This window comes from Lysobacter sp. CCNWLW3 (assembly GCF_036697405.1).
Lineage (GTDB): Bacteria > Pseudomonadota > Gammaproteobacteria > Xanthomonadales > Xanthomonadaceae > Lysobacter.
Map to the genome: position 1 here is coordinate 1,078,990 of NZ_JBAHWA010000001.1, position 22,647 is coordinate 1,101,636.

The 22,647-nt window shown below is 68.4% G+C and carries 19 protein-coding genes and 1 pseudogene; 16 read left to right on the top strand and 4 right to left on the bottom strand.

The annotated features are described in order from the left end of the window. The first annotated feature begins 402 nt into the window (after nt 1-402). The 4 genes from V1318_RS04770 (at nt 403) to V1318_RS04785 (ending at nt 7,252) form a co-directional block, all read left to right on the top strand. Nucleotides 403-2,490: a S8 family peptidase gene (locus V1318_RS04770; RefSeq protein WP_332938159.1), complete on the top strand. Its 2,088-nt coding sequence runs from the start codon at nt 403-405 to the stop codon at nt 2,488-2,490. A 103-nt stretch (nt 2,491-2,593) separates the two neighbouring features. Further along, nucleotides 2,594-3,463, top strand: coding sequence for an OmpA family protein (locus V1318_RS04775; RefSeq protein ID WP_332938161.1), 870 nt, complete (start codon nt 2,594-2,596; stop codon nt 3,461-3,463). Nucleotides 3,464-3,908: 445 nt separating this feature from the next. Next, nucleotides 3,909-6,836, top strand: coding sequence for an excinuclease ABC subunit UvrA (gene uvrA / locus V1318_RS04780; protein ID WP_332938162.1), 2,928 nt, complete (start codon nt 3,909-3,911; stop codon nt 6,834-6,836). Continuing rightward, nucleotides 6,833-7,252 (top strand): thioesterase family protein, encoded by a 420-nt coding sequence (locus V1318_RS04785; RefSeq protein WP_332938164.1) that lies wholly within the window; start codon nt 6,833-6,835, stop codon nt 7,250-7,252. Before uvrA ends, V1318_RS04785 begins: the two co-directional genes overlap by 4 nt. 233 nt (nt 7,253-7,485) lie before the next feature. On the opposite strand, the gene V1318_RS04790 is transcribed toward V1318_RS04785, so the two are convergent. Continuing rightward, complete coding sequence (locus V1318_RS04790; protein ID WP_332938166.1) at nt 7,486-7,947, bottom strand: copper chaperone PCu(A)C; 462 nt, start codon at nt 7,945-7,947, stop codon at nt 7,486-7,488. A 54-nt stretch (nt 7,948-8,001) separates the two neighbouring features. On the opposite strand from V1318_RS04790, the gene V1318_RS04795 reads away from it, so the two are divergent. Then, nucleotides 8,002-8,760 carry an enoyl-CoA hydratase/isomerase family protein gene (locus V1318_RS04795; RefSeq protein ID WP_332938167.1) on the top strand — a complete coding sequence of 253 codons (759 nt, stop codon included), beginning with the start codon at nt 8,002-8,004 and terminating at the stop codon, nt 8,758-8,760. Between the two features lie 477 nt (nt 8,761-9,237). Here V1318_RS04795 and V1318_RS04800 read toward each other — a convergent pair whose 3' ends face one another. The 3 genes and pseudogenes from V1318_RS04800 to V1318_RS04810 all read right to left on the bottom strand — a co-directional run bounded on the left by V1318_RS04800 (nt 9,238) and on the right by V1318_RS04810 (nt 11,786). Beyond that, on the bottom strand, nt 9,238-10,089 hold the full coding sequence (locus V1318_RS04800; protein WP_332938169.1) for a sulfurtransferase: 852 nt from the start codon (nt 10,087-10,089) through the stop codon (nt 9,238-9,240). Beyond that, nucleotides 10,086-10,900, bottom strand: a pseudogene (locus V1318_RS04805) (DUF1289 domain-containing protein). The gene V1318_RS04800 and the pseudogene V1318_RS04805 overlap by 4 nt, the downstream one beginning before the upstream one ends. 199 nt (nt 10,901-11,099) lie before the next feature. Further along, complete coding sequence (locus tag V1318_RS04810; protein WP_332938171.1) at nt 11,100-11,786, bottom strand: FKBP-type peptidyl-prolyl cis-trans isomerase N-terminal domain-containing protein; 687 nt, start codon at nt 11,784-11,786, stop codon at nt 11,100-11,102. A gap of 201 nt (nt 11,787-11,987) precedes the next feature. On the opposite strand from V1318_RS04810, the gene V1318_RS04815 reads away from it, so the two are divergent. The 11 genes from V1318_RS04815 (at nt 11,988) to V1318_RS04865 (ending at nt 22,628) form a co-directional block, all read left to right on the top strand. Then, on the top strand, nt 11,988-12,770 hold the full coding sequence (locus tag V1318_RS04815; protein ID WP_332938173.1) for an enoyl-CoA hydratase-related protein: 783 nt from the start codon (nt 11,988-11,990) through the stop codon (nt 12,768-12,770). A 62-nt stretch (nt 12,771-12,832) separates the two neighbouring features. Further along, nucleotides 12,833-13,183, top strand: coding sequence for a hypothetical protein (locus V1318_RS04820; protein WP_332938175.1), 351 nt, complete (start codon nt 12,833-12,835; stop codon nt 13,181-13,183). 134 nt (nt 13,184-13,317) lie between these two features. Continuing rightward, nucleotides 13,318-13,974: an endonuclease III gene (gene nth / locus V1318_RS04825; RefSeq protein ID WP_332938351.1), complete on the top strand. Its 657-nt coding sequence runs from the start codon at nt 13,318-13,320 to the stop codon at nt 13,972-13,974. 135 nt (nt 13,975-14,109) lie between these two features. Then, nucleotides 14,110-15,333, top strand: coding sequence for an OprO/OprP family phosphate-selective porin (locus tag V1318_RS04830; protein ID WP_332938177.1), 1,224 nt, complete (start codon nt 14,110-14,112; stop codon nt 15,331-15,333). A gap of 243 nt (nt 15,334-15,576) precedes the next feature. Beyond that, on the top strand, nt 15,577-16,596 hold the full coding sequence (pstS, locus tag V1318_RS04835; protein WP_332938179.1) for a phosphate ABC transporter substrate-binding protein PstS: 1,020 nt from the start codon (nt 15,577-15,579) through the stop codon (nt 16,594-16,596). Nucleotides 16,597-16,928: 332 nt separating this feature from the next. Beyond that, on the top strand, nt 16,929-18,020 hold the full coding sequence (gene pstS / locus V1318_RS04840; protein ID WP_332938180.1) for a phosphate ABC transporter substrate-binding protein PstS: 1,092 nt from the start codon (nt 16,929-16,931) through the stop codon (nt 18,018-18,020). A gap of 288 nt (nt 18,021-18,308) precedes the next feature. Next, on the top strand, nt 18,309-19,274 hold the full coding sequence (gene pstC / locus V1318_RS04845) for a phosphate ABC transporter permease subunit PstC (protein WP_332938182.1): 966 nt from the start codon (nt 18,309-18,311) through the stop codon (nt 19,272-19,274). Beyond that, complete coding sequence (gene pstA / locus V1318_RS04850; RefSeq protein WP_332938184.1) at nt 19,274-20,155, top strand: phosphate ABC transporter permease PstA; 882 nt, start codon at nt 19,274-19,276, stop codon at nt 20,153-20,155. The genes pstC and pstA overlap by 1 nt, the downstream gene beginning before the upstream one ends. Before the next feature lie 34 nt (nt 20,156-20,189). Further along, entirely contained in the window at nt 20,190-21,005 is an 816-nt protein-coding gene (gene pstB / locus V1318_RS04855) for a phosphate ABC transporter ATP-binding protein PstB (protein WP_332938185.1), read from the top strand. Between the two features lie 150 nt (nt 21,006-21,155). Then, nucleotides 21,156-21,866: a phosphate signaling complex protein PhoU gene (gene phoU, locus V1318_RS04860; protein WP_332938187.1), complete on the top strand. Its 711-nt coding sequence runs from the start codon at nt 21,156-21,158 to the stop codon at nt 21,864-21,866. 246 nt (nt 21,867-22,112) lie between these two features. Further along, nucleotides 22,113-22,628 carry an RNA polymerase sigma factor gene (locus V1318_RS04865; protein ID WP_332938188.1) on the top strand — a complete coding sequence of 172 codons (516 nt, stop codon included), beginning with the start codon at nt 22,113-22,115 and terminating at the stop codon, nt 22,626-22,628. Nucleotides 22,629-22,647: the final 19 nt, after the last annotated feature.

Here is a 22,647-nt window from a genome sequence, read left to right on the forward strand (position 1 = left end):
ACGCTGAGTCGCGCGCCATCGCGCGCGACGCGGGCGGGACGCGCCGGATCTACACACAGGGGCCTCTGCATGCGACTGGATTCATCCAGCCTTCCCACGTCTCTCCGCGACGGCGAGCCTGGCGCGCGCGCAGTTCCTTCCTCTTCGTTCCGACGCGCGCCCACGCCGCGTGGCGATGCGTTCGCGCGCGTCGCAGCCACGGCGACGCCGATGCGCGAGGCTGTCCGCCTACGCTTCCGCTCCCCCATTACCGCGACTGCGCGGCGCCCCGGACGGGCGCTCGCACGCAGCCCGCGCACCGAAGTCCCGCGGCAAGGAAAGATGCCATCACCGCGGACCAGCGCCCGACGCCATCAGGGGATGCGTCGGGGATCATGAGCTACGAAATCAAGGATGTTTGTCATGACTCGCAAAGTACGTTCGATGAAATGGACCGCACTGGCCATCGCCACGGCGATCGTGGTCGCACCGGCGGCCTATTCCGGCGGCAAGCTGCCGACGGCCAACAAGACCAAGGTATCGACCTTGTCCCCGCAGGCGGCGAAGACGGCTAAGGAACAGCCGGCCCAATACGACCGCTTCATCATCACCTACAAGGGCTCGGCCAACGCCAAGGGCGTCGCCGCGGCCAAGGTCGGCACCCAATTGGCCAGCGCGTCGAAGGCGCTGGGCCTGGGCATCGCGCCGATGCGCACGCTCGCCACCGGCAGCGCGCTGATCCGCACCGAGCGCAAGCTCGACAGCGCGGCCAGCAAGCAGCTGATGATCGAGCTGATGAAGGACCCCAACGTGCTCGCGGTCGAACCCGATCGCCTGCGCCAGCGGCTGCTGGTCCCGAACGATCCGGGCTACGCGCAGCAGTGGCATTACAAGAACGGCCCCGGCGGCATCAATGCCGAACCGGCCTGGGACCTGAGCACCGGCGACGGCGTGGTGGTGGCGGTGCTCGACACCGGCATCACCCCGCATGCGGACCTGGTCGGCAACCTGGTGGCGGGCTACGACTTCATCATCGACACCGACGTCAGCGTCGACGGCGACGGCCGCGATGCCGACCCCAACGATCCGGGCGACTGGCACGACGGCGAATGCAACATCTTCGGCATCCCCGAAGACAGCAGCTGGCACGGCACCCACGTGTCCGGCACGGTCGCCGCCTCGACCGACAACGGCGTCGGCGTGGCCGGCGTCGCCTTCGGCGCCAAGGTCCAGCCGGTGCGCGTGCTGGGCAAGTGCGGTGGTTACGAGTCCGACATCATCGACGCGGTGACCTGGGCCTCCGGCGGCACCGTCGCCGGCGTGCCGGCCAACGCCACGCCGGCCGAGGTCATCAACCTCAGCCTCGGCGGCGGCGGCGCGTGCTCGGTCGCAGAACAGGCCGCCTACACCGCGGCGGCCGGTCGCGGCACCACGGTGGTGGTGGCGGCGGGCAACTCCTCGGCCGATGCGGCCGGCTACTCGCCGGCGAGCTGCAACGACGTGATCACCGTGTCCGCGGTCGGCCCGACCGGCACGCTGGCCGGTTACTCCAACTTCGGCACGGTGGTCGACGTGGCCGCGCCCGGCGGTTCGGGCGTGACGCCGGCGGCCGACAACATCCTGTCGACCCTCAACCTGGGCCTGCAGGGCCAGGAAGGCGACGGCTACGCCTGGATGGCGGGCACCTCGATGGCGTCTCCGCACGTCGCCGGCGTGGTCGCGCTGATGCAGGCCGTGGCGCCGACACCGAAGACCCCGGCGGAGATCAAGAAGATCCTGGAGAACACCGCCTACGCCTCCGGCGGCTTCCCGGCCGGCTGCAACTACGACAAGCCCTGCGGCGCCGGCATCGTCGACGCCCGCTACGCGGTGGCCGTGGCCTCCGGCGCCGAACCGCTGCCGGCCGATCCGCCGCCGCCGCCGGCTCCGCCGCCGGCGATCGAGCTGTCCAACGGCGTCACCGTCACCGGCATCGAAGTGCTGGCCGGCGGCAACGTGCGTTATCAGCTGCTGGTGCCCAACGGCGCGTCCAACCTGCTGTTCGCCATGTACGGCGGCACCGGCGACGCGGACATCTACGTCAAGCGCGGCACCCCGCCGACCAACACCTCCTACGACTGCCGTCCGTTCAGTTCCGGCAACAACGAGAACTGCTTCTTCCCGGCACCGCAGGGCGGCATCTGGTACGTGACGATCAAGGGCTTCAGCAACTCGGCCGGCGTGTCCTTGTACCCCAGCTTCACCGACGCCAACTGGCCGCGCGCGGTCGAGGCCGAGGCGACCCCGCTGACCAACCACCGCACCCGCGTGGACCTGACCTGGCTCAAGGGCAAGCGCAACATCGACGTCTACCGCAACGGCGCGATCCTCAAGACCGTGCGCAACAACGGCGCCACCACCGATACCTTCCGGATCATCGGTGCCGGCACCATGAGCTACAAGCTGTGCAACAACGGTACGCAGGAATGCGCCGACCCGGTGGAGATCGAGTACGCCTCCTCCAAGCGCTGATCGCGGCATGCAACACGGAGGGCCCGGCTCGCCGGGCCCTCCGCTAGCGGAGCGCGAAGCGCCCGCCGATCCGTCGTTCCCTTAGTACCGTTCTGGAGTCCGCATGCATCCCCACCCCTCATTCCCGCGCCGGCATCGCGCCGGCGCCGTGCTGCTGACGCTGGCCTGCCTGGCCGGCCTGGCGGCCTGCAACCGCGGCCCCGCCGATGCCGGCACCGAAACGGCCAAGGCCGCCGAGACCGCACCGGTGCCGCGCTACGACGCCAAGCTCAGCCTGGTCAACAACAACGGCAGCCTGCGCTACGACGGCAGCGTCGACAGCGAGGCCGCCAAGCAGGCGGTGATCGCCGCGCTCGCCCACGCCTACGGCGCCGAGAAGCTGTCCGGCGACCTCGCCGTCGACCGCTATGCGCGTCCGGCCGATTGGGCGGCCAACCTGCCCAAGTTCGCCGCCGCCTTCCACCAGCCCGGCGCCGCGGTCAGTTTCCAGGGCCAGCGCATCGAGCTCAGCGGCCAGGTCGCCGACGCCGACCGCGCCGCCCTGCTGGAACAGGCGCGCAGCCTGTATCCCGGCTATGCCTACACCGGCCTGTTCGAGGGCGTGGGCGCGGCGCCGGCGAACGCCGCGCTGGCCTCGCTGGACAAGCAGGCCAGCGCCGCCGAGGTGGTCCGGGCCCTGAACCAGACCCCGATCGCGTTCGAAGGCGACAGCGCACGCATCGCCGCCGCCAGCCTGGACGCGCTGGGCGAGGCGGCCAAGGCGATCCAGGCAGCGCCGGCGCGGACGCGGGTCGAGATCTACGGCCCGGCCGGCGCCAGCGGCGCCAGCGAGGACGAGTTGGCGCTGTCCAAGGCGCGCGCCGAGGCGGTCAAGGTGCTGCTGGTGGTGAACGGGGTCAGCCCGGGCGCGATCGAGACCAAGGCCGCCGCCGCCGACAGCGGCCGCGGCATCAGCTTCAAGTTGATCAAATGATGCGGCGGCCGTCGCGGCGGCCGCCCCCGATCAGGTAACCGGCCTCTCTCCAGGCCCTCGCCGGCGAGCTGTTTGCGCCGGCGTTTTTTTGGGCGGAGGCGCCAAAAGCAAATCCCCCCTGCCCCCCTTTCAAAAGGGGGGAACAGCAGGCTCAAAGGGGGAGCCACGGGGCGGCGCTGAAATGAACCACCGGCGGGTCCTCCCCCTTTGAAAAAATGGGGGATCGAGGGGGATTTGCTCTTGCCCCCGACAAGCCCGGATCCCGGCCCCGCGCCCGATCCGTTCATTCGCCGCAAACGAAACCCGCCGTCGCGATCAGGCTTGCGACCAGGCCCCGCCTCGGCCCTTCCGTTCCGGGGATTTGCCCCCATCTTCCGCACTCGATACGCTCTTCTGTTCGCCGTCGCCTCGCGCGTCGGCGGCCCTCCCCCATTGCAGGCAAACGATGGCGCTGGATTTCATCCGCATCCGCGGCGCGCGGACGCACAACCTCAAGAACATCGATCTCGATCTTCCGCGCGACAAGCTGATCGTGATCACCGGCCTGTCCGGCTCCGGCAAGTCGTCGCTGGCGTTCGACACCATCTACGCCGAAGGCCAACGCCGTTACGTGGAGTCGCTGTCGGCCTATGCCCGGCAGTTCCTCAGCGTGATGGAAAAGCCCGACGTCGATCACATCGAAGGCCTGTCGCCGGCGATTTCGATCGAGCAGAAGTCGACCTCGCACAACCCGCGTTCGACCGTCGGCACGATCACCGAGATCTACGACTACCTGCGCCTGCTGTACGCGCGCGTGGGTTCGCCGCGCTGCCCCGACCACCACTACCCGCTGGAAGCGCAGACGGTCAGCCAGATGGTGGACCAGGTGATCGCGCTGGACCCGGAGCAGCGCTACATGCTGCTGGCGCCGGTGGTGCGCGAGCGCAAGGGCGAGCACGCCCAGATCTTCGAGCAGCTGCGCGCGCAGGGCTATGTGCGCGTGCGCGTGGACGGCGCGCTGTACGAGATCGACGCGGTGCCGCCGCTGGCGCTGCGGGTCAAGCACACCATCGAGGCGGTGATCGACCGCTTCAAGCCGCGCGAGGACATCAAGCAGCGCCTGGCCGAATCCTTCGAAACCGCGCTCAAGCTGGGCGACGGCATGGCCCAGGTGATGTCGCTGGACAACGCCGAGGCGCCGCCGCTGCTGTTCTCGTCCAAGTACAGCTGCCCGGTCTGCGATTACTCGCTGCCGGAGCTGGAACCGCGCCTGTTCTCGTTCAACTCGCCGGTCGGCGCCTGCCCCACCTGCGACGGCCTGGGCGTGGCCCAGTTCTTCGACCCCTCGCGCGTGGTCGTGCATCCGGAGCTGTCGCTGTCGGCCGGCGCGGTGCGCGGCTGGGACCGCCGCAACGCCTACTACTTCCAGCTGATCCAGTCGCTGGCCAAGCACTACAAGTTCGACGTCGACGCGCCCTGGCAGTCGCTGGCCGAGAAGGCGCGCAACGCCGTGCTGTACGGCAGCGGCGACGAGCAGATCACCTTCAACTACATCACCGAGAACGGCGGCCGCAGCCAGCGCAAGCACCGCTTCGAGGGCATCGTGCCCAATCTGGAGCGCCGCTACCGCGAGACCGAATCGGCGGCGGTGCGCGAGGAGCTGGCCAAGTACATCAGCGAACGCGCCTGCACCGAGTGCGGCGGCGCGCGCCTGAACCGCGCCGCGCGCAACGTGTTCGTGGCCGAGCGTCCGCTGCCCGAGCTGGTGGTGCTGCCGGTCGACGAGGCGCTGAGCTTCTTCAAGTCGCTCAACCTGCCCGGCTGGCGCGGCGAGATCGCGGTCAAGATCGTCAAGGAGATCGCCGACCGCCTGCGCTTCCTGGTCGACGTGGGCCTGGATTATCTGACCCTGGAACGCAAGGCCGACTCGCTGTCCGGCGGCGAAGCCCAGCGCATCCGCCTGGCCAGCCAGATCGGCGCCGGCCTGGTCGGGGTGATGTACGTGCTGGACGAGCCCTCCATCGGCCTGCACCAGCGCGACAACGAGCGCCTGCTCGGCACCCTCACCCGCCTGCGCGACCTGGGCAACACCGTGATCGTGGTCGAGCACGACGAGGACGCGATCCGCCTGGCCGATTACATCGTCGACATCGGCCCCGGCGCCGGCGTGCACGGCGGCGAGGTCGTGGCTCAGGGCCTGTTCCCCGACATCCTCAAGGCGCCGCGCTCGCTGACCGGCCAGTACCTCAGCGGCAAGCGCCGGATCGAGATCCCCAAGAACCGCCACAAGCCCAATCCCAAGACCAGCCTGCATCTGCGCGGCGCCAGCGGCAACAACCTCAAGGACGTCGACCTGACGATTCCGTCGGGGCTGTTCACCTGCGTGACCGGCGTGTCGGGCTCGGGCAAGTCGACCCTGATCAACGACACCCTGTTCGCGATCGCGGCCAACGAGCTCAACGGCGCCTCGCATACGCCGGCGCCGTACAAGGCGGTGGAGAACATCGAGCTGTTCGACAAGGTGGTCGATATCGATCAGTCGCCGATCGGACGCACGCCGCGTTCCAATCCGGCCACCTATACCGGCCTGTTCACGCCGCTGCGCGAGCTGTTCGCGCAGGTGCCCGAAGCGCGTTCGCGCGGTTATTCGCCGGGCCGCTTCAGCTTCAACGTGCGCGGCGGCCGTTGCGAGGCCTGCCAGGGCGACGGCCTGATCAAGGTCGAGATGCACTTCCTGCCCGACGTGTACGTGCCCTGCGACGTCTGCGGCGGCAAGCGCTACAACCGCGAGACCCTGGAGATCCTCTACAAGGGCTACAACATCAACGACGTGCTGGAAATGACGGTCGAGGATGCGCTGGGGCTGTTCGAGGCGATCCCGGCGATTTCGCGCAAACTGGAAACGCTGATGGACGTGGGCCTGAGCTACATCAAGCTGGGCCAGAGCGCGACCACCCTGTCCGGCGGCGAGGCGCAGCGCGTCAAGCTGTCCAAGGAACTGTCGCGCCGCGATACCGGGCGCACGCTGTACATCCTGGACGAGCCGACCACCGGCCTGCATTTCCACGACATCGAGCACCTGCTGGCGGTGCTGCATCGCCTGCGCGACGACGGCAACACCGTGGTGGTGATCGAGCACAACCTGGACGTGATCAAGACCGCCGACTGGGTCATCGACCTGGGCCCGGAGGGCGGCCACCGCGGCGGCAGCATCCTGGCCACCGGCACGCCGGAGCAGATCGCCGCGCTGCCGCATTCGCACACCGGCCACTTCCTGGCGCCGCTGCTGGGCATGGGCCCGGCCGCGCGCGAGCAGAAGTCGGCGCGCAAGGTTCCGGCGGCCAAGGCCGCAACCAAGGCGCCGGCCAAGGCCAAGAAGAAGTCCGCCGCATGAGCGACGCCACCGAAACCACCGCCGACGTGCTGTTCCGCATGCCGATCGAGCTGCGCTGGCGCGATCTGGACGCGTTCAACCACGTCAACAATTCCAACTTCCTGACCTACCTGGAAGAAACCCGCATCCGCTGGTTCGCGAGCTGGGACGGCGAATGGGTCAGCGACACCGTCGCGCCGCTGCTGGCGGCGGTGCAGCTGAACTACCGCCTGCCCATCCCCTATCCGTCGGCGGTGGCGGTGGAGCTGTACACCCAGCGCGTGGGCAGCACCAGCCTGACCATCGGCCACCGCATCGTCTCCGAGGACGGCAGCGCGCTGTACTGCGACGGCCACGTGGTGGTGGTCTGGATCGACCGCGCCAGCGGGCGGCCGGTGCCGCTGCCGGTGCCGGTGTTGGAAGCGATCCAGCGCTGAGCGTGGTGCGCGCCTAGGCGTGTCGCCTGCGGGATCCGTTCGTCGTGGATCTGTCGAACCACGGGCGGACCGCGCGCCACTCACGAATCAGGATCGTGGCCGTAGGGTGCGGTGATAACCGCACCGGCGCGGTGGTTCGCAGCGGCGCGATGGTGCGGTTCGCATTCGCTCACCACACCCTACGGTTAGGCGGCCAGACTCATTCGCAGGCATCCGCACGACGGAGCCGGCTATCAGGGCTTGCGCGCTTCCAATTCGCCGCGCAGCACGCCGCCGTCCTTGAGCGCGAACTCGACCACGACCTTGCTGCCGGGCTTCAGCGGCGCATGCGGCTGCATCAGCATCAAATGCATGCCGCCGGGCTTGAGCGTGGCGTTGCCGTCGGGCGCGATGCGCAATTCCGGCAGCGCGCGCATGCGGCTGATGCCGTCGACGATGCGGGTTTCGTGCAGCGTGCTGTCGCCGAAGGCCGGGCTGCTGACGCCGACGATGGTGATCGGGGTCGGACAGCGATTCTCGATCCGGCCGAAGCCGGCCATCATCGGCATCTGCGCCGGCGGCAGCCGAACCCAGCCGTCGACGACGCGCGCCGTGCAGCCGCGCGCCTGCGCCGGCGGCGCCATGCACAGGGCCGATAGCAGGGCCGAAACCAGGGCCAGAACGTGGAAGGCGGTGCGAGAACGGAGCGGCGTCATCGGCCTATGATAGCGCCAAAGCTTTCCGTCCCGAATCGCCGCGCAGGAGCTGCCATGAGCCTAGTCACCGCCACCACCCACGGCGAAATCGTCGAGCTGCAACTGGCGCGCGCGCCGGTCAACGCGCTCAACCCCAGCCTATGCCATGACCTGCGCGTCGCGCTCGGCCAGGCCATCGCCGACGGTGCCCAGGGCATCGTGCTGGCCGGCGGCCCCAAAGTGTTCTCGGCCGGCCTGGACGTGCCGCATCTGCTGTCGCTGGGCGAGGATCGCCACGCGCTGATGGCGGCCTGGCAGGCCTTTTTCGACACCGCGCTGGCGATCGCCGCCAGCCCGGTGCCGGTAGTGGCCTCGCTGGCCGGCCACGCGCCCGCCGGCGGCTGCGTGCTGGCGCTGTGCTGCGACTACCGCATCATGGCCTCCGGCCCGTTCCGGATCGGCCTCAACGAAACCCAGGTCGGCCTGGTCGCGCCGGAAGGCATCCAGCGCCTGATGCGGCGCGTGGTCGGCACCTACCGCGCCGAACGCCTGCTGGTGGCGGGCGAAATGCTGGACGCCGAGCAAGCGCTGCAGGCGGGTTTGGTCGACGAGCTGACCGATATCGACGACGTCGCCACCCGCGCGCGGGTCTGGCTGGAGCAGCTGCTGGCGCTGCCGCGCCAGGCCATGCTGCAGACGCGCTCGATCGCGCGCGCCGATCTGATCGAGGCGCTGCAGCCGGAATACATCCATCTGCAGCATTTCATCGAGGCTTGGTATCAGCCTTCGACGCAGGGCGCCTTGCAGGCGCTGGTGGCGCGGCTGGGCAAGTAGGTTCCGCTGCGATCGAACGCGGGCTTCGTGGCTGGTCCTGGGGCGATTCGCGTTAAAGCAAATCCCCCTTTTACAAAGGGGGAAGACAAGCGAGCGCTGTGCTTGGTCCGTTCGCGTTAAAGCAAATCCCCCTCAATCCCCCTTTTTCAAAGGGGGAAGAATAAGCGCGCTGCTCCTGGTTCGTTCGTGGTGAGCTTGTCGAACCGTGGTGGGTCGCCGCGTAAGCGCGCGACAAAGCAAATTCTCTCCTACCCCTTTTTTCAAAGGGGTACTGCTCTGGCGTGTCGTCGCAGTTCCGCGCTGCACGCGTTCTGCCTCCCCCTTTGAAAAAGGGGGATTGAGGGGGATTTGCTTTTGCTTCCGAGCGCGTGGGCCGCGCTCGACGGCGAGATGGAGACAGCGGCTGCGTAAGAAGCAAATCCCGCCCCTTTTGCAAAGGGGGAAGACCGGCGGCAGGCGCTTAGTTGGGTGCGGGGATCAGGCTTCGCCGGTCGCCACCGGTCGCGACGGGTCGGCCAGCCAACCGCTCCAGGAGCCGGTGAACAGGCCCGCGCCTTGCAGGCCGGCATGTTCCATCGCCAGCAGGTGGTGGCAGGCGGTGACGCCGGAGCCGCACATCACCACGGTCTGCTGCGGTGCGTAGTCTCCCATCACCTCGGCGAAGCCCTGCGCGAGTTCGCCGGCGGGCTTGAAGCGGCCGTCGCTGAGGTTCTGCGCGTAAGGACGGTTGCGCGCGCCGGGCACATGGCCGGCGACGCGGTCCAGGGGTTCGACTTCGCCGCGGAAGCGTTCGGCCGCGCGCGCGTCGATCAGCAACTTGCCGGCGTCCAGATGCGCGCGCACCGCGTCGGCGTCGAGCAGGCGGCGCTGGTCGAAACTGCCCGGATAGCGAGAGGGCTCCGGCGCCGGCAGCGCCGCGTCGGTCGGCAGGCCGAGCTCGTTCCAGCGCTGCCAGCCGCCGTCGAGCACGGCCACGCGGCGGTGGCCGAGCAGGCGCAGCAGCGCCCACAGGCGCGCCGCGGCCAGCGCGCCGTCGCCGTGGTCGTAGGCCACGACCTGGTCGTCGGGCGAGACGCCCCAGCGTTCCAGGGTGGCGGTGAAATCGGCGGCATCGGGCCAGGGATGGCGACCGGCGTTGCGTTTGCGGTGATCGGACAGGTCGCGATCCAGGTGCGCGTAACGCGCACCGGGGATATGCGATTGCGCATAGGCCGCTTCACCCGCCTCGGGATCGCCCAGGCCGGCGCGGGCGTCGATCACGACCAAGCCGTCGCTGCCCAGTTGCGCGGCCAGCTCTTCGGCCGGCACCAGGGTGGTCCAGTTCATCATGCGATCGCCTCCAGTCGTTGCCGCAGGTTCAACAGCATCGACGCGGTCGCGCCCCAGATGCGCTGGTCCGGATAGCGGAACTCCAGCACCTGGCGCACGCGGCCGCGGTAATCGAGCGTATGGGTGGTCAGGTTGGCCGGATCCATCAGATAGGCCAGCGACACTTCGAACACGTCCGCGACTTCGTTCGGGTCCGGCCGCGCCACGTAGTCGCGGTCGATCGTCGCCACCACCGGCAGCACGCGGAAACCGGTGATGGTCGCCAGCGGATCCAGATAGCCCAGCGGCGCGATCTGCGCCGGCGCCAGGCCGATCTCCTCGCCGGTCTCGCGGATCGCCGCGGCCACCGCATCGGCGTCGGCGGTTTCGATGCGGCCGCCGGGAAAGCTCACCTGCCCGCCATGTTGGCGCAGGGCGTCGGTGCGCCGGGTGAGCAGCACGTGGGTGCCGCCTTCGCGCGGCACCAGGCCGACCAGCACCGCGGCGCGCGCGGGCTCGGCGGCTTCGGGCAGCAGGCCCTGCAATTCGTTCAGATTCCAGGCGAGGCCGGCGGGCTCGCTGGCCAGCGGGTACAGCGCCTCGTGCAAGCGCGGATAGTCGCTGGGCACGCGGGGCGGCAAGGCGCTCACCGGCGCCGCGACTCGCGATCGGGCAGCACGTGCTCCATCAGCCGCAGGCGCTCGTCGTCGTTCATCTGCGACCAACGCGCGATCTCGGCGGTGGTGCGGTGGCAGCCTTCGCACAGGCCCTGCTCGTCCAGCGAGCAAACGCCGATACAGGGACTGAGCACCGCCCGGAATTGGAAATTCATCGCCACACCACCAAGCCGCGCATCCTCGCGCGACCGTCAGGGCGGCCCAAGGGGCCGCATAGCACCGGCCAGGGCCGGGTTCAACGCCTCGCCGGCGACGCCGGCGGGTGAGTCCCAAAACTACGCCGGACCAGCCGGTGGACTACTCAAAAAAGTTGCGCCGGCAGGGCCGGCGCAACCTGACAACGGACCGATCGGCTTACTTGGTGCTGATCAGCTTGATTTCGAACTGCACCGCCACGTTCGGCGGGAACGGCGTGCGCGGGTCGGCGCCGTAGGCGGCGGCCGGCGGCAGGGTCACTTCCCACTTCGAACCGGTCGGCATCTGCAGCAGCACTTCGCGCATCGCCGCCATCTCGATCTCGCTGACCTTGATGGCCGGGATCGCCTGCGGCGGACGCGCCTGCGCCGGACGCTCGCCCCAAGCGTAGGGGCCGGCGACTTCCAGCTGCACGGTGTTGGTCTGGGTCGGCTTGGCGCCGGTGCCGACTTCGATCACGCGGTACTGCACGCCGCTGGGCAGGGTCTTGACGCCGGCCTTGGCCTTGTTCTGGGCCAGGTAGGTGTCGCTCTTGGTCTTGTTCTCGGCGGCGGCCTTTTCCCACTCGGCCTTGGCCTTGGCCTGCTGGCGCTGCTGCATGTTCTGCACGGCGGTGCGCAGCTGGTCGACCGCGACGGCCGGCTGCTTCTTGCCGTAGCCGTCCTGCAGGCCCTTGATGATGGTGTTCACATCGACCTGTTCGCCGCTTTCGATGGCGTTGCGGCCCAGGTCGTAGCCCAGCGCGTAGCTCAGCTTGCCTTTCTCGGACGAAGTGTCCTGCGCGACGGCGTTGCCGGCGGTCAGAGCCAGGGCCGCGACGGCGGCAGCAATCAAACGCAACTTCATTCGTTGGAATCTCCGGTAATGACACGGGGCGGATGAGACCGCCCCGATAGAAAGGCCCATCGGGTCGTAAGCCCCCGGATGGACGGGGTAGGATAGCGGCCGCAAGGCTTAACCGCCACTGACATCCCGGGCTCTGACCCCGCGGACGCGCCGGAGTTCCTTTCGGGCAGCCGCGCCCCCTCCCTGCAGACACCTATTCATATGTCCTCATCGCCCCTGCTGACCACCGATCGCGGCGCCGTCCGCGTGATCGCCGTCGACCGCCCCGACAAGCTGAACGCCCTGAATGCCCAGACCCTGGACGCGCTGTACCAGGCTTTCGAGGCCGCCGCCGCCGACCCGGCGGTGCGCTGCGTGGTCCTGACCGGCAGCGGCCCCAAGGCCTTCGTGGCGGGCGCCGACATCGCGGAAATGAACGGCCTGACCCCAGTCCAGGGCCGCGATTTCTCGCTGCGCGGGCAGAAACTGATGCGCCGGATCGAGAAGATGCCCAAGCCGGTGATCGCGATGGTCAACGGTTTCGCCCTCGGCGGCGGCCTGGAACTGGCCATGGGCTGCCACCTGCGCATCGCCGCCGACACGGCCAAGCTGGGCCAGCCGGAGATCAACCTCGGCCTGATCCCCGGTTTCGGCGGCACCCAGCGCCTGCTGCGCCTGGCCGGCCGCGCCGCGACCCTGGAGCTGTGCCTGGTCGGCACGCCGATCGACGCCGAACGCGCGCGCCAGCTGGGCATCGTCAATCGCGTGGTGCCCGCGGCCGAACTCGAAACCGAGACCTTCAAGCTGGCCGAGCAACTGGCTACGGCCGCGCCGCTGGCGCTGCGCGGCGTGCTGGACTGCGTCGCGGTCGGCGGCGAATGCGGCATCGAGGAAGGCCTGGAGTACGAAACCGCGCAATTCGGCCTGATGTTCGCCACCGACGACATGCGCGAAGGCACCGGCGCCTTCCTGGAACGCCGCAAGCCGGTGTTCTCCGGCACGTGAGCGAGGCGGCGTCCTGCCGTTGCGGCTGCGCGCGCGCCGACGGCGCGGCGACGCACGCGATCGTGGCCGCGCTGGCCGTGGACGATCTCGATCGCGCGCTGACGCTGGGCCTGCTCGAGGCCCCGGCCTGCACCGCCTGCACGCCGGCATGCACGGCACTGCTGATCGACGCACGCGAAGCGCGCAGCAAGGCGCTGGCCGCACGCGCACGCTACCGCGCGCGCAATGCGCGTCTTGCGCAGCGCGCTCAGGAACGTGCTGCGCAACGCGCGGTCGCGCGCGCGCCTGAAGTCGCGACGCTCGACAAGGCCACCGTCGCGCCGGCCGCAGCACCGCGACCGGCGTTGCCGTCCGCGGCCGCGGCCGCGCTGGCACGTGCCAAGGCCAAAGCCGCGGAGCGCAGCAAGCCGTGAGTCCAACCGCTAAGAAAACCACGGCCGTCGCCAAGCGTCGCGCCAGCCCGGCGAAAACCGCGGCCGCCAAACCCTCGGCGGCGCCCAAGCCCAAGCCCGCCAAGAGCGCCGCCAAGCCCAAGCGCGCCGCCCGCATGAGCCCGGCCGAAGCCGAGGAGATGTTCGCCCGCCTCAAGGCGCTGAACCCCAAGCCGGTCACCGAGCTCGAATACAGCTCGCCCTACGAGCTGCTGGTCGCGGTCGCCCTGTCGGCCCAGGCCACCGATGTCGGCGTCAACAAGGCCACCCGCAAGCTGTTCCCGGTCGCCAACACGCCGCAGGCGATCGCCGCGCTCGGGGTCGAGGGGCTCAAGCCCTACATCGCCACGATCGGGCTCTACAACACCAAGGCCGCCAACGTGGTCGCGCTGTCGCAGCGCCTGCTGGCCGAGCACGGCGGCGAGGTCCCGCGCGAGCGCGCCGCGCTCGAGGCCCTGCCCGGGGTCGGCCGCAAGACCGCCAACGTGGTGCTCAACACCGCCTTCGGCGAGCCGACCATGGCCGTCGACACCCACATCTTCCGGGTCGCCAACCGCACCGGCCTGGCGCCCGGCAAGACCGTGCGCGCGGTCGAGGACGGCCTGCTCAAGAGCGTCCCCCCGGACTATCTGCACGACGCCCACCACTGGCTGATCCTGCACGGACGTTACGTCTGCAAGGCACGAAAACCGGACTGCCCGCACTGCGCGATCCGCGACATCTGCCGCTATCCGGACAAGACCCCGGGCGAGCCGGAGCCCGTCGCCGCTTGATTTGCGGGGCTTGGCGGGAGCGCCTCCACGACCGTCATGGATCGGTCACAGCAGCGAAATAAGTCAGTCCTGTCATATTTACGCAACTTTCACACCCTAGCCTGCGCGGCATCCAACCACGCCCTAGGGCCCGCCATGAAACTCTCCCGCAGCACCCTGTCCGTCGCGCTGCTCGCCGCGCTCGTCGCTCCGGCCGCGCACGCCGAAGTCGCCCTCGACGTCATCGGTAACTCCGAAGTGAGCTTCGAAGGCTTGCTCCAGGCCGACTACTACAGCTACGGCAACGACCTGAAGAACCTCAACGTCGACGCCCCGGACGGCTCCGATTCGGACAACGAACTGCGCCGCGCCGAGCTGGTGCTGAAGGGCAAGGGCCCGGGCAACTTCGAGTGGGTGCTGGGCTACGACGCCAAGGACGACAAGTTCCTCGACGCCAACGTCAAGTACAAGTTCGGCAACAACGCCAACCACTTCATCCAGGTCGGCCAGTTCAAGCAACCCAACAGCCTGGAAGAGCTGTCCTCGACGAAGAACAACGATTTCGTCGCCAAGGGCTCGATCACCAACACCTTCGGCATCGCCCGCCGCGTCGGTGTCGGCTACTACTACGGCGACGTCAACTGGGGCGTCAACGCCACCTACTTCAGCCGCGAGCTGACCCGCAACCGCAAGCACGGCAACGGCTTCGGCCTGCGCGGCACCTGGGCGCCGATCCTCGACGCCGGCAACATCCTGCACTTCGGCCTGTCGCACGTCGATTACGACGCCGACCTGGGCGGCACCGCGGCCCTGAACACCGGCGACACGGTTTCGTTCAGCGCCCGTCCGCTGGCCGACATCTCGCAGACCCTGGTCAGCACCGGCAGCATCACCCGCTCCGACCGCGTCGCCACCACTGGCTTCGAAGGCCTGTGGGTGCGCGGCCCGTTCAAGCTGCAGGGCGAGTACATGAAGACCAGCGTCAAGCGCTACGGCGTGGCGCCGGACCTGGACTTCGACGGCGGCTACATCAGCGGCCTGTGGAACATCACCGGCGAAACCTGGACCTACAAGTCCGGCACCCCGGTCACCGGCCTGCCGGACAACCCCGCCGCCGGCATGTGGCAGCTCGGCCTGCGCTACGACACGATCGACCTCAACGACGGCAGCGGCAACGTCACCACCGGCGCCACCACCGGCGTGCTGGGCGGCGAGCAGGACGCCTGGACCCTGGGCGTGAACTGGTACTGGCGTTCGAACTTCAAGTTCATGCTGAACTACGTCAAGGTCGACAGCAGCAAGTGGGTCGGCGGCACCACCCGTCGCTACGTCGACGACAACCCGAACATCACCGAAGTGCGCATGCAGTTCTACTGGTAAGCCCTTACCGGTAAGTCAGGTCTCTCTCTCCCCCACTGGCTGTACGTTCGCAAATCGCCTCGGGGCGCGGCCTACGCCGCGCCCCTTTTTGCGTCCGCATTGCGGCCGCGCCCGGGCGCCGCGTGTCAGCCACATGTCGGATGTCACCGACCTGTCACATAGCCGACCCGCGGCTGTCATCGAACCGTTATGAAATGCGCCCCAAGCGGGTCAATGCCCGTCGTCTCTCTTCAGGAGCCTTCCGTGTTCAAGTCCATCCGCTTCCGCCTGGCCGCACTCGCCCTCGCGACTGCGTTCGTCGCCAACGCTCAGGCCGCCGACGTCACCGGCGCCGGTGCGTCCTTCGTCTACCCCATCATGTCCAAGTGGTCGGCCGACTACGCCAAGGCCACCCAGAAGAAGGTCAACTACCAGTCGATCGGCTCCGGCGGCGGCATCGCCCAGATCAAGGCCGCCACCGTGGACTTCGGTTCTTCCGACGCCCCCTTGAAGCCCGATGAGCTGGCCAAGTTCGGCCTGGCCCAGTTCCCGTCGGTGATCGGCGGCGTGGTGCCGGTGATCAACGTGCCGGGCGTGGCCTCGGGCGCGCTCAAGCTCGACGGCGACACCCTGGCCAAGATCTTCCTCGGCAAGATCACCATGTGGAACGACCCGGCCGTCGTCGCCCTCAACGGCGGCGTGCAGCTGCCGGCCAAGAAGATCACCGTCGTGCATCGTTCGGACGGTTCGGGCACCACCTTCAACTTCGTCAACTACCTGTCCAAGGTCAGCGCCGAGTGGAAGAGCACGGTCGGCGAAGGCACCGCGGTCAAGTGGCCGGTCGGCATCGGCGGCAAGGGCAACGAAGGCGTGGCCGCCTACGTCAAGCAGATCCAGGGCGGCATCGGCTACGTCGAGCTGTCCTACGCGCTGCAGAACAAGATGGCCTATTCGCGCCTGAAGAACGCCGCCGGCAACTACGTGCTGCCCAGCGACGAGACCTTCCAGGCCGCCGCCGCCAGCGCCGACTGGGCCGGCGCCAAGGACTTCTACCTGGTGATGACCAATGCGCCGGGCGAGAAGTCCTGGCCGATCACCGCGACCAACTTCATCCTGATGTACAAGCAGCCCAAGAACGCCGCCGGCGCCAAGAACGCCAAGGAATTCTTCCGCTGGGCCTACGCCAACGGCGACGCCCAGGCCAAGGCCCTGGACTACGTGCCGCTGCCGGACGCGCTGGTCAAGCAGATCGAGGCCTACTGGTCTGCGAACATGAACTACTGATCCTTCCGAGGATCGGGTCGCAAGGAACGGGCCTTCGGGCCCGTTCTGCGTTTGGGGCTGGAGAACTCTTCGCTGGGCGGCCCTCACCCCCCTCTCAGCCTTGCACACCCTTCAGGCGCCGCAGGCGGGAGGGGGCTCCATACGCAGAGCTTTTTGACGCCGCCGTCACCGCCCTCCGGTACCCCGCCCCACGCCCCCAGCCCCACGGCTACGGCCTTTCAGCCTTTCACTACAAATTCGTTACCGAACGATGTCATAGCGCTGTAACAAAAAGATCATCAAATGGCGCAGCCCCGCCGGCGAATCTCGTCGGCACCCTCATGGAGTTGCGCATGAAATCCTCGCCGGCCCGTATCGCCGTCCTGTCCCTCGCCCTGACGCTGGCCGTGGCCGCGTGCAAGCCCGGCGCCGACGCCCCCAAGGCGGCCGCCGACGGCGCCGCCGCGACCTCCGCCGTTCCGGCCGGAGACAAGAGCACGGCGCTGATCACCGGCGCCGGCGCGACCTTCATCTATCCGCTGCTGTCGAAGTGGTCGGACGACTACAACAAGGCCACCGGTGCCAAGGTCAATTACCAGTCGATCGGCTCCGGCGGCGGCATCGCCCAGATCAAGGCCGGTACGGTGGACTTCGGTTCGTCCGACAAGCCGCTGACGACCGAGGAACTCGCGGCGGCCGGCCTGGGCCAGTTCCCCTCGGCGATCGGCGGCGTGGTGCCGGTGGTCAACGTCGAGGGCATCGAAGCCGGCAAGCTGCGCCTGACCGGCGCGCTGCTGGCCGAGATCTTCCTCGGCAACGTCAAAGTCTGGAACGACCCGGCGATCGCCGCGCTCAATCCGGGCACCGCCCTGCCGGCGACCAAGATCAACATCGTCCACCGCTCCGATGGTTCGGGCACCACCTTCAACTTCGTCAACTACTTGTCCAAGGTCAGCCCGGCCTGGAAGAGCAAGGTCGGCGAAGGCACCTCGGTGCAGTGGCCGGGCGGCGTCGGCGGCAAGGGCAACGAAGGCGTGGCCTCGTACGTCAAGCAGATCAAGGGCTCGATCGGCTACGTCGAACTGTCCTACGCGCTGCAGAACAAGATGGGCTACGCCCAACTGCAGAACGCGGCCGGCAACTTCGTCGCGCCCAGCGCGGAATCCTTCCAGGCCGCCGCCGCCAGCGCCGACTGGGCCGGCGCCAAGGATTTCAACCTGGTGATCACCAACGCCGCCGGCGCCCAGGCCTGGCCGATCACCGCGACCAATTTCATCCTGATGTACAAGCAGCCCAAGGACGCCAAGCGCAGCGCCGACACGCTGGCGTTCTTCAAGTGGGCGTTCGAGAACGGCCAGGCCCAGGCCGCCTCGCTGGACTACGTGCCGCTGCCGCCGGAGCTGGTCAAGCAGGTCGAGGCCTACTGGGCGGCGGAGTTCAAGTGACGCATCGGCCCGCGCGCGCCGCGCGCGGCTTTGCCGATGCGTACATCCCCGCGAAAGCGGGGGTGAGCGGATGCGCTTGCGAGCCACTGGCTCGCGCATCCGCGAACGCCGGGGCGCTATGCGCCCTGGCGGGGGAAACACAGTTCAGCGCCATGCCACCTGAAAACCTTGCAGCGCCCCGCCCTGGATTCCCGCCTGCGCGGGAATGACGGCAAAAGCAACCGACACCGCAGCACCCACAGCACTCGCCGCCACCGCCACACGCGCCCCAACGGACTCCAGATCGCAATGAACGCGACCGCCCTCCCCGCCGTACCGCTCGCGCGCGACCACGCCGACGCGCGCCACGATCGTCTGTTCCGCTACGTCCTCACCGCCACCGTGATCTTCGTGCTGGTCGCCCTGGCCGGCGCGGCGCTGTCGATGCTGTGGGGCGGGCGCACCGTACTCGCCAAGGAAGGCATCGATTTCTTCATCACCGCCGAGTGGAATCCGGTCGAGGACAAGTACGGCGCGCTGGTGCCGATCTACGGCACCATCGTCACCGCCATGATCGCGATGATCATCGCCGTGCCGGTCAGCTTCGGCATCGCCTTCTTCCTGACCGAGGTCGCGCCGCGCTGGGCGCGCGGCCCGATCGGCACCGCGATCGAACTGCTGGCCGGCATCCCCTCGATCATCTACGGCATGTGGGGCCTGTTCGTGCTGGTGCCGGTGATGACCGAGTACGTGACGCCCTGGCTCAACGACCACCTCGGCACCTGGCCGGTGATCGGGCCGTTGTTCCAGGGCCCGCCGCTGGGCATCGGCATGCTCACCGCCGGCATCGTGCTGGCGATCATGGTGATCCCGTTCATTTCCTCGGTCATGCGCGAAGTGTTCCTGACCGTGCCGACCCGTCTGAAGGAATCGGCCTACGCGCTGGGCTCGACCAAGTGGGAAGTCAGCTGGGACATCGTCCTGCCCTACACCCGCTCGGCGGTGATCGGCGGCGTCTTCCTCGGCCTCGGCCGCGCCCTGGGCGAAACCATGGCGGTGGCCTACGTGATCGGCAACAGCGTCAACTTCTCGGTGTCGCTGCTGGAGCCGGGCACCACCATCGCCGCGGTGATCGCCAACGACTTCGGCGAGGCCACCGAAACCTACCGTTCGGCCCTGCTGCTGCTGGGCTTCGTGCTGTTCATCGTCACCTTCGTCGTGCTCGCCGCCGCGCGCCTGATGCTGATGCAACTCTCGCGCAAGGAGGGCAACTGATGGCCGCCGCCACCGCCAAGGAACTGCGCACCGCCGACGGCCTCTACCGGCGCCGCCGGATCGGCAACGCGGTCGCCATCGTCGCCGCCTGCGCCGCCGCCGTGTTCGGCCTGTTCTTCCTGGGCTGGATCCTGTGGACCCTGGTCGCCAAGGGCCTGGGCGGCATCAACTGGGCGCTGTTCACCCAGATGACGCCGCCGCCGCAGCAGGAAGGCGGCCTGCTCAACGCCTTCTTCGGCAGCGCGGTGATGTGCGTGATCGCGCTGCTGATCGGCACCCCGCTGGGCGTCGCCGCCGGCACCTGGCTGGCCGAGTACGGCAACGCGCGCAAGTTCGGCACCGTGGTGCGCTTCGTCAACGACATCCTGCTGTCGGCGCCGTCCATCGTGCTGGGCCTGTTCGTCTACTCGCTGGTGGTGGCGCAGATGGGCCAGTTCTCGGCCCTGGCCGGCGCGCTGGCGCTGGCCTTCATCGTGCTGCCGGTGGTGGTGCGCACCACCGACGAGATGCTGCGCCTGGTGCCCAGCCAGATGCGCGAGGCGGCGCTGTCGCTGGGCGTGCCGCAGTGGAAGGTGATCGTGCAAGTGCTGTACCGCAGCGCCTCGGCCGGCATCGTCACCGGCATCCTGCTGGCGCTGGCGCGCATTTCCGGCGAAACCGCGCCGCTGCTGTTCACCGCCCTGAGCAACCAGTACTGGAGCATGGACATCTTCCGCGAGATGGCCAGCGTGCCGGTCACGATGAACAACTTCGCCAACAATCCCGACGCGAACTGGAACACGATCGCCTGGGCCGGCGCCCTGGTCCTGACCTGCTTCGTCCTCTTCGTCAGCTTGTTCGCGCGCACCGTGATTCTGCGCAAGCGGATCTCCAATGACTGACCTCACTCTTCGTAACCTAGACCGGACTGCGGCCATGAACGACGCCCGCCTCAACCTCGCCACGCCCGAGCGGGACAGCAGCACCGCCGCTCCGGCGCCGGTCAAGCTCGCCGCGCGCGGGCTGGACTTCTACTACGACAAGTTCCACGCCCTCAAGAGCATCAACCTGGAAATCCCCGAGAAGCAGGTCACCGCGCTGATCGGCCCCTCCGGTTGCGGCAAGTCCACCCTGCTGCGCATCTTCAACCGCATCTACGCGCTGTATCCGAAGCTGGAAGCGCGCGGCGAGGTGCTGCTGGACGGCGAGAACATCCTCGACGCCAAGTACCCGATGAACCGCCTGCGCAGCAAGGTCGGCATGGTGTTCCAGAAGCCGGTGCCGTTCCCGATGACCATCTTCGAGAACGTGGCCTACGGCATCCGCCACCACGAGAAGCTGTCGAAGTCGGAAATGAACGACCGCGTCGAGCACGCCCTGCGCCAGGGCGCGCTGTGGGACGAGGTCAAGGACAAGCTGGGCCAGAGCGCGCTGGGCCTGTCCGGCGGCCAGCAGCAACGCCTGTGCATCGCGCGCGCGGTCGCGCTGCGCCCGGACGTGCTGCTGCTGGACGAACCGACCTCGGCGCTGGACCCGATCTCCACCAGCCGCATCGAGCAGCTGGTCGAGGAGCTGAAGAAGGACTACACGATCGCGATCGTGACCCACAACATGCAGCAGGCCGCGCGCGTATCGGATTTCACCGCCTTCATGTACCTGGGCGACCTGATCGAGCACGGCCCCACCGAAACCATCTTCTCCAAGCCGAGCAAGCAGCAGACCGAGGACTACATCACGGGACGGTTTGGGTAAGGGATCGCGCTTGGCCGATGCCCTGTCGGCATCGGCTGCGGTCGCGAACGCCCGGCCAGGATGGCCGGGCCGGACCATCCGGAGACCTAATGTCTCGCCATGGATGGCAATGCAGTCCAACCCAGAATAAAACGAAATTCGAACCCACCCATGAGCACCCACATGCACGACCACATCGTCAAGAGCTACGACGACGAGCAGCGCCGCCTGCTCGACGAGACCCTGCGCATGGGCGAGATGGCCGCGTCCCAGCTGGAGGCCGCGCTCGACGTGGTCGAACGCCGCGACGACAAGGCGGCCGAGCGCATCATCGCCAACGACGAGGCGATCGATGCGCTGGAGCAGGAAATCAGCCACGACGTGATGAAGCTGGCGCTACGCGGGCCGATGGCGCGCGACCTGCGCGAGATCCTGGCCGCGATCCGCATCGCCTCCGACATCGAGCGCGTCGGCGACTACGCCGCCAACGTCGCCAAGCGCTCCACCGCCCTCAACCTGTCGCCGCCGCTGCCGCATATCGCCGGCCTGCACGCGCTGGGCACCCTGGCGGTCAAGCAGCTGCGCGACGTGTTGGCCGCCTACCGCGAGAACGATGTCGAACTGGCCCAGCGCGTGCGTGCGCGCGACGCCGAGATCGACACCGCCTACACCGGCCTGTTCCGCGAGCTGCTGACCTACATGATGGAGGACGCGCGCAGCATCACCCCCTGCACGCACCTGCTGTTCATGGCCAAGAACATCGAGCGCATCGGCGACCACGCCACCAACATCGCCGAGAACGTCTGGTTCCTGGTCAAGGGCGAGGAACTGCTGCCGCCGCGCGAGAAGCGCGACGACACCAACACCACCGGCGCGATCTGAGCGCCCCGTGCCCGGCCCCGCGATCGCGCGGGCCGGGTCGCGACGCCGTCCGGGACGTCGCCGCCACGCGCTGCAGCGCAGCAAAACTGCAAACGTTTCCAGCGTTCTTTAACTGAACGCAAACCCAACAAAGCCGGCGCGACCGCCTCCGGCGCGAACCGTTTGCCGTAACCCCTAACTCTTGGTACATGTCCGTGGCGCCCCGCTACGGTGTAAGTAGCAAGGATTCGGAGGGATACGAAGGGCATGAGCGTTACCCTGGCCCATGGCGACTTGGAAGCGGCCCGCGCGGGCGACCGTGGCGCGCTCGAGCGCGTGCTCGTGCGCTCGCGCCAGGACCTGCGCCGCTACGCCGAATTCCACTGCGTAATCAACGACATCGAGGACGCGGTCCAGGAAACCCTGATCGCGGTCTCGCGCAAGCTGCGCGACCTGCGTTCGCTGGAGAGCTTCGTCTCCTGGACCTTCCGCATCGTCAAGCGCGAGTGCAACCGCCTCAAGCGCGGCATGCGCCTGCTGACCGGCGACGCCATCACCGAGAATATCCTGCCGGTGGTGCTGCCCGGCCCCTGCGAGTGGCGCCACGACGTCGCCGCCGCGCTGGAGTCCCTGCCCGCGCACTACCGCCAGGTCGTGCTGTTGCGCGATGTCGAAGGCCTGACCGTCGCCGAGATGGCCGCGCGCCTGTCGCTCACGCGCGAAGCGGTCAAGGCGCGGCTGCACCGCGCACGCGTGCTGGCGCGAGAATATCTGGATCCATGAACAGTTTTCGAACCTGGAA

Coding starts and splice junctions, on each gene's coding strand:
- V1318_RS04770 (WP_332938159.1), top strand. CDS start 403: ATGACTCGCAAAGTACGTTCGATGAAATGGACCGCACTGGCCATCGCC.
- V1318_RS04775 (WP_332938161.1), top strand. CDS start 2,594: ATGCATCCCCACCCCTCATTCCCGCGCCGGCATCGCGCCGGCGCCGTG.
- uvrA (WP_332938162.1), top strand. CDS start 3,909: ATGGCGCTGGATTTCATCCGCATCCGCGGCGCGCGGACGCACAACCTC.
- V1318_RS04785 (WP_332938164.1), top strand. CDS start 6,833: ATGAGCGACGCCACCGAAACCACCGCCGACGTGCTGTTCCGCATGCCG.
- V1318_RS04790 (WP_332938166.1), bottom strand. CDS start 7,947: ATGACGCCGCTCCGTTCTCGCACCGCCTTCCACGTTCTGGCCCTGGTT.
- V1318_RS04795 (WP_332938167.1), top strand. CDS start 8,002: ATGAGCCTAGTCACCGCCACCACCCACGGCGAAATCGTCGAGCTGCAA.
- V1318_RS04800 (WP_332938169.1), bottom strand. CDS start 10,089: ATGATGAACTGGACCACCCTGGTGCCGGCCGAAGAGCTGGCCGCGCAA.
- V1318_RS04810 (WP_332938171.1), bottom strand. CDS start 11,786: ATGAAGTTGCGTTTGATTGCTGCCGCCGTCGCGGCCCTGGCTCTGACC.
- V1318_RS04815 (WP_332938173.1), top strand. CDS start 11,988: ATGTCCTCATCGCCCCTGCTGACCACCGATCGCGGCGCCGTCCGCGTG.
- nth (WP_332938351.1), top strand. CDS start 13,318: ATGAGCCCGGCCGAAGCCGAGGAGATGTTCGCCCGCCTCAAGGCGCTG.
- V1318_RS04830 (WP_332938177.1), top strand. CDS start 14,110: ATGAAACTCTCCCGCAGCACCCTGTCCGTCGCGCTGCTCGCCGCGCTC.
- pstS (WP_332938180.1), top strand. CDS start 16,929: ATGAAATCCTCGCCGGCCCGTATCGCCGTCCTGTCCCTCGCCCTGACG.
- pstC (WP_332938182.1), top strand. CDS start 18,309: ATGAACGCGACCGCCCTCCCCGCCGTACCGCTCGCGCGCGACCACGCC.
- pstA (WP_332938184.1), top strand. CDS start 19,274: ATGGCCGCCGCCACCGCCAAGGAACTGCGCACCGCCGACGGCCTCTAC.
- pstB (WP_332938185.1), top strand. CDS start 20,190: ATGAACGACGCCCGCCTCAACCTCGCCACGCCCGAGCGGGACAGCAGC.
- phoU (WP_332938187.1), top strand. CDS start 21,156: ATGAGCACCCACATGCACGACCACATCGTCAAGAGCTACGACGACGAG.
- V1318_RS04865 (WP_332938188.1), top strand. CDS start 22,113: ATGAGCGTTACCCTGGCCCATGGCGACTTGGAAGCGGCCCGCGCGGGC.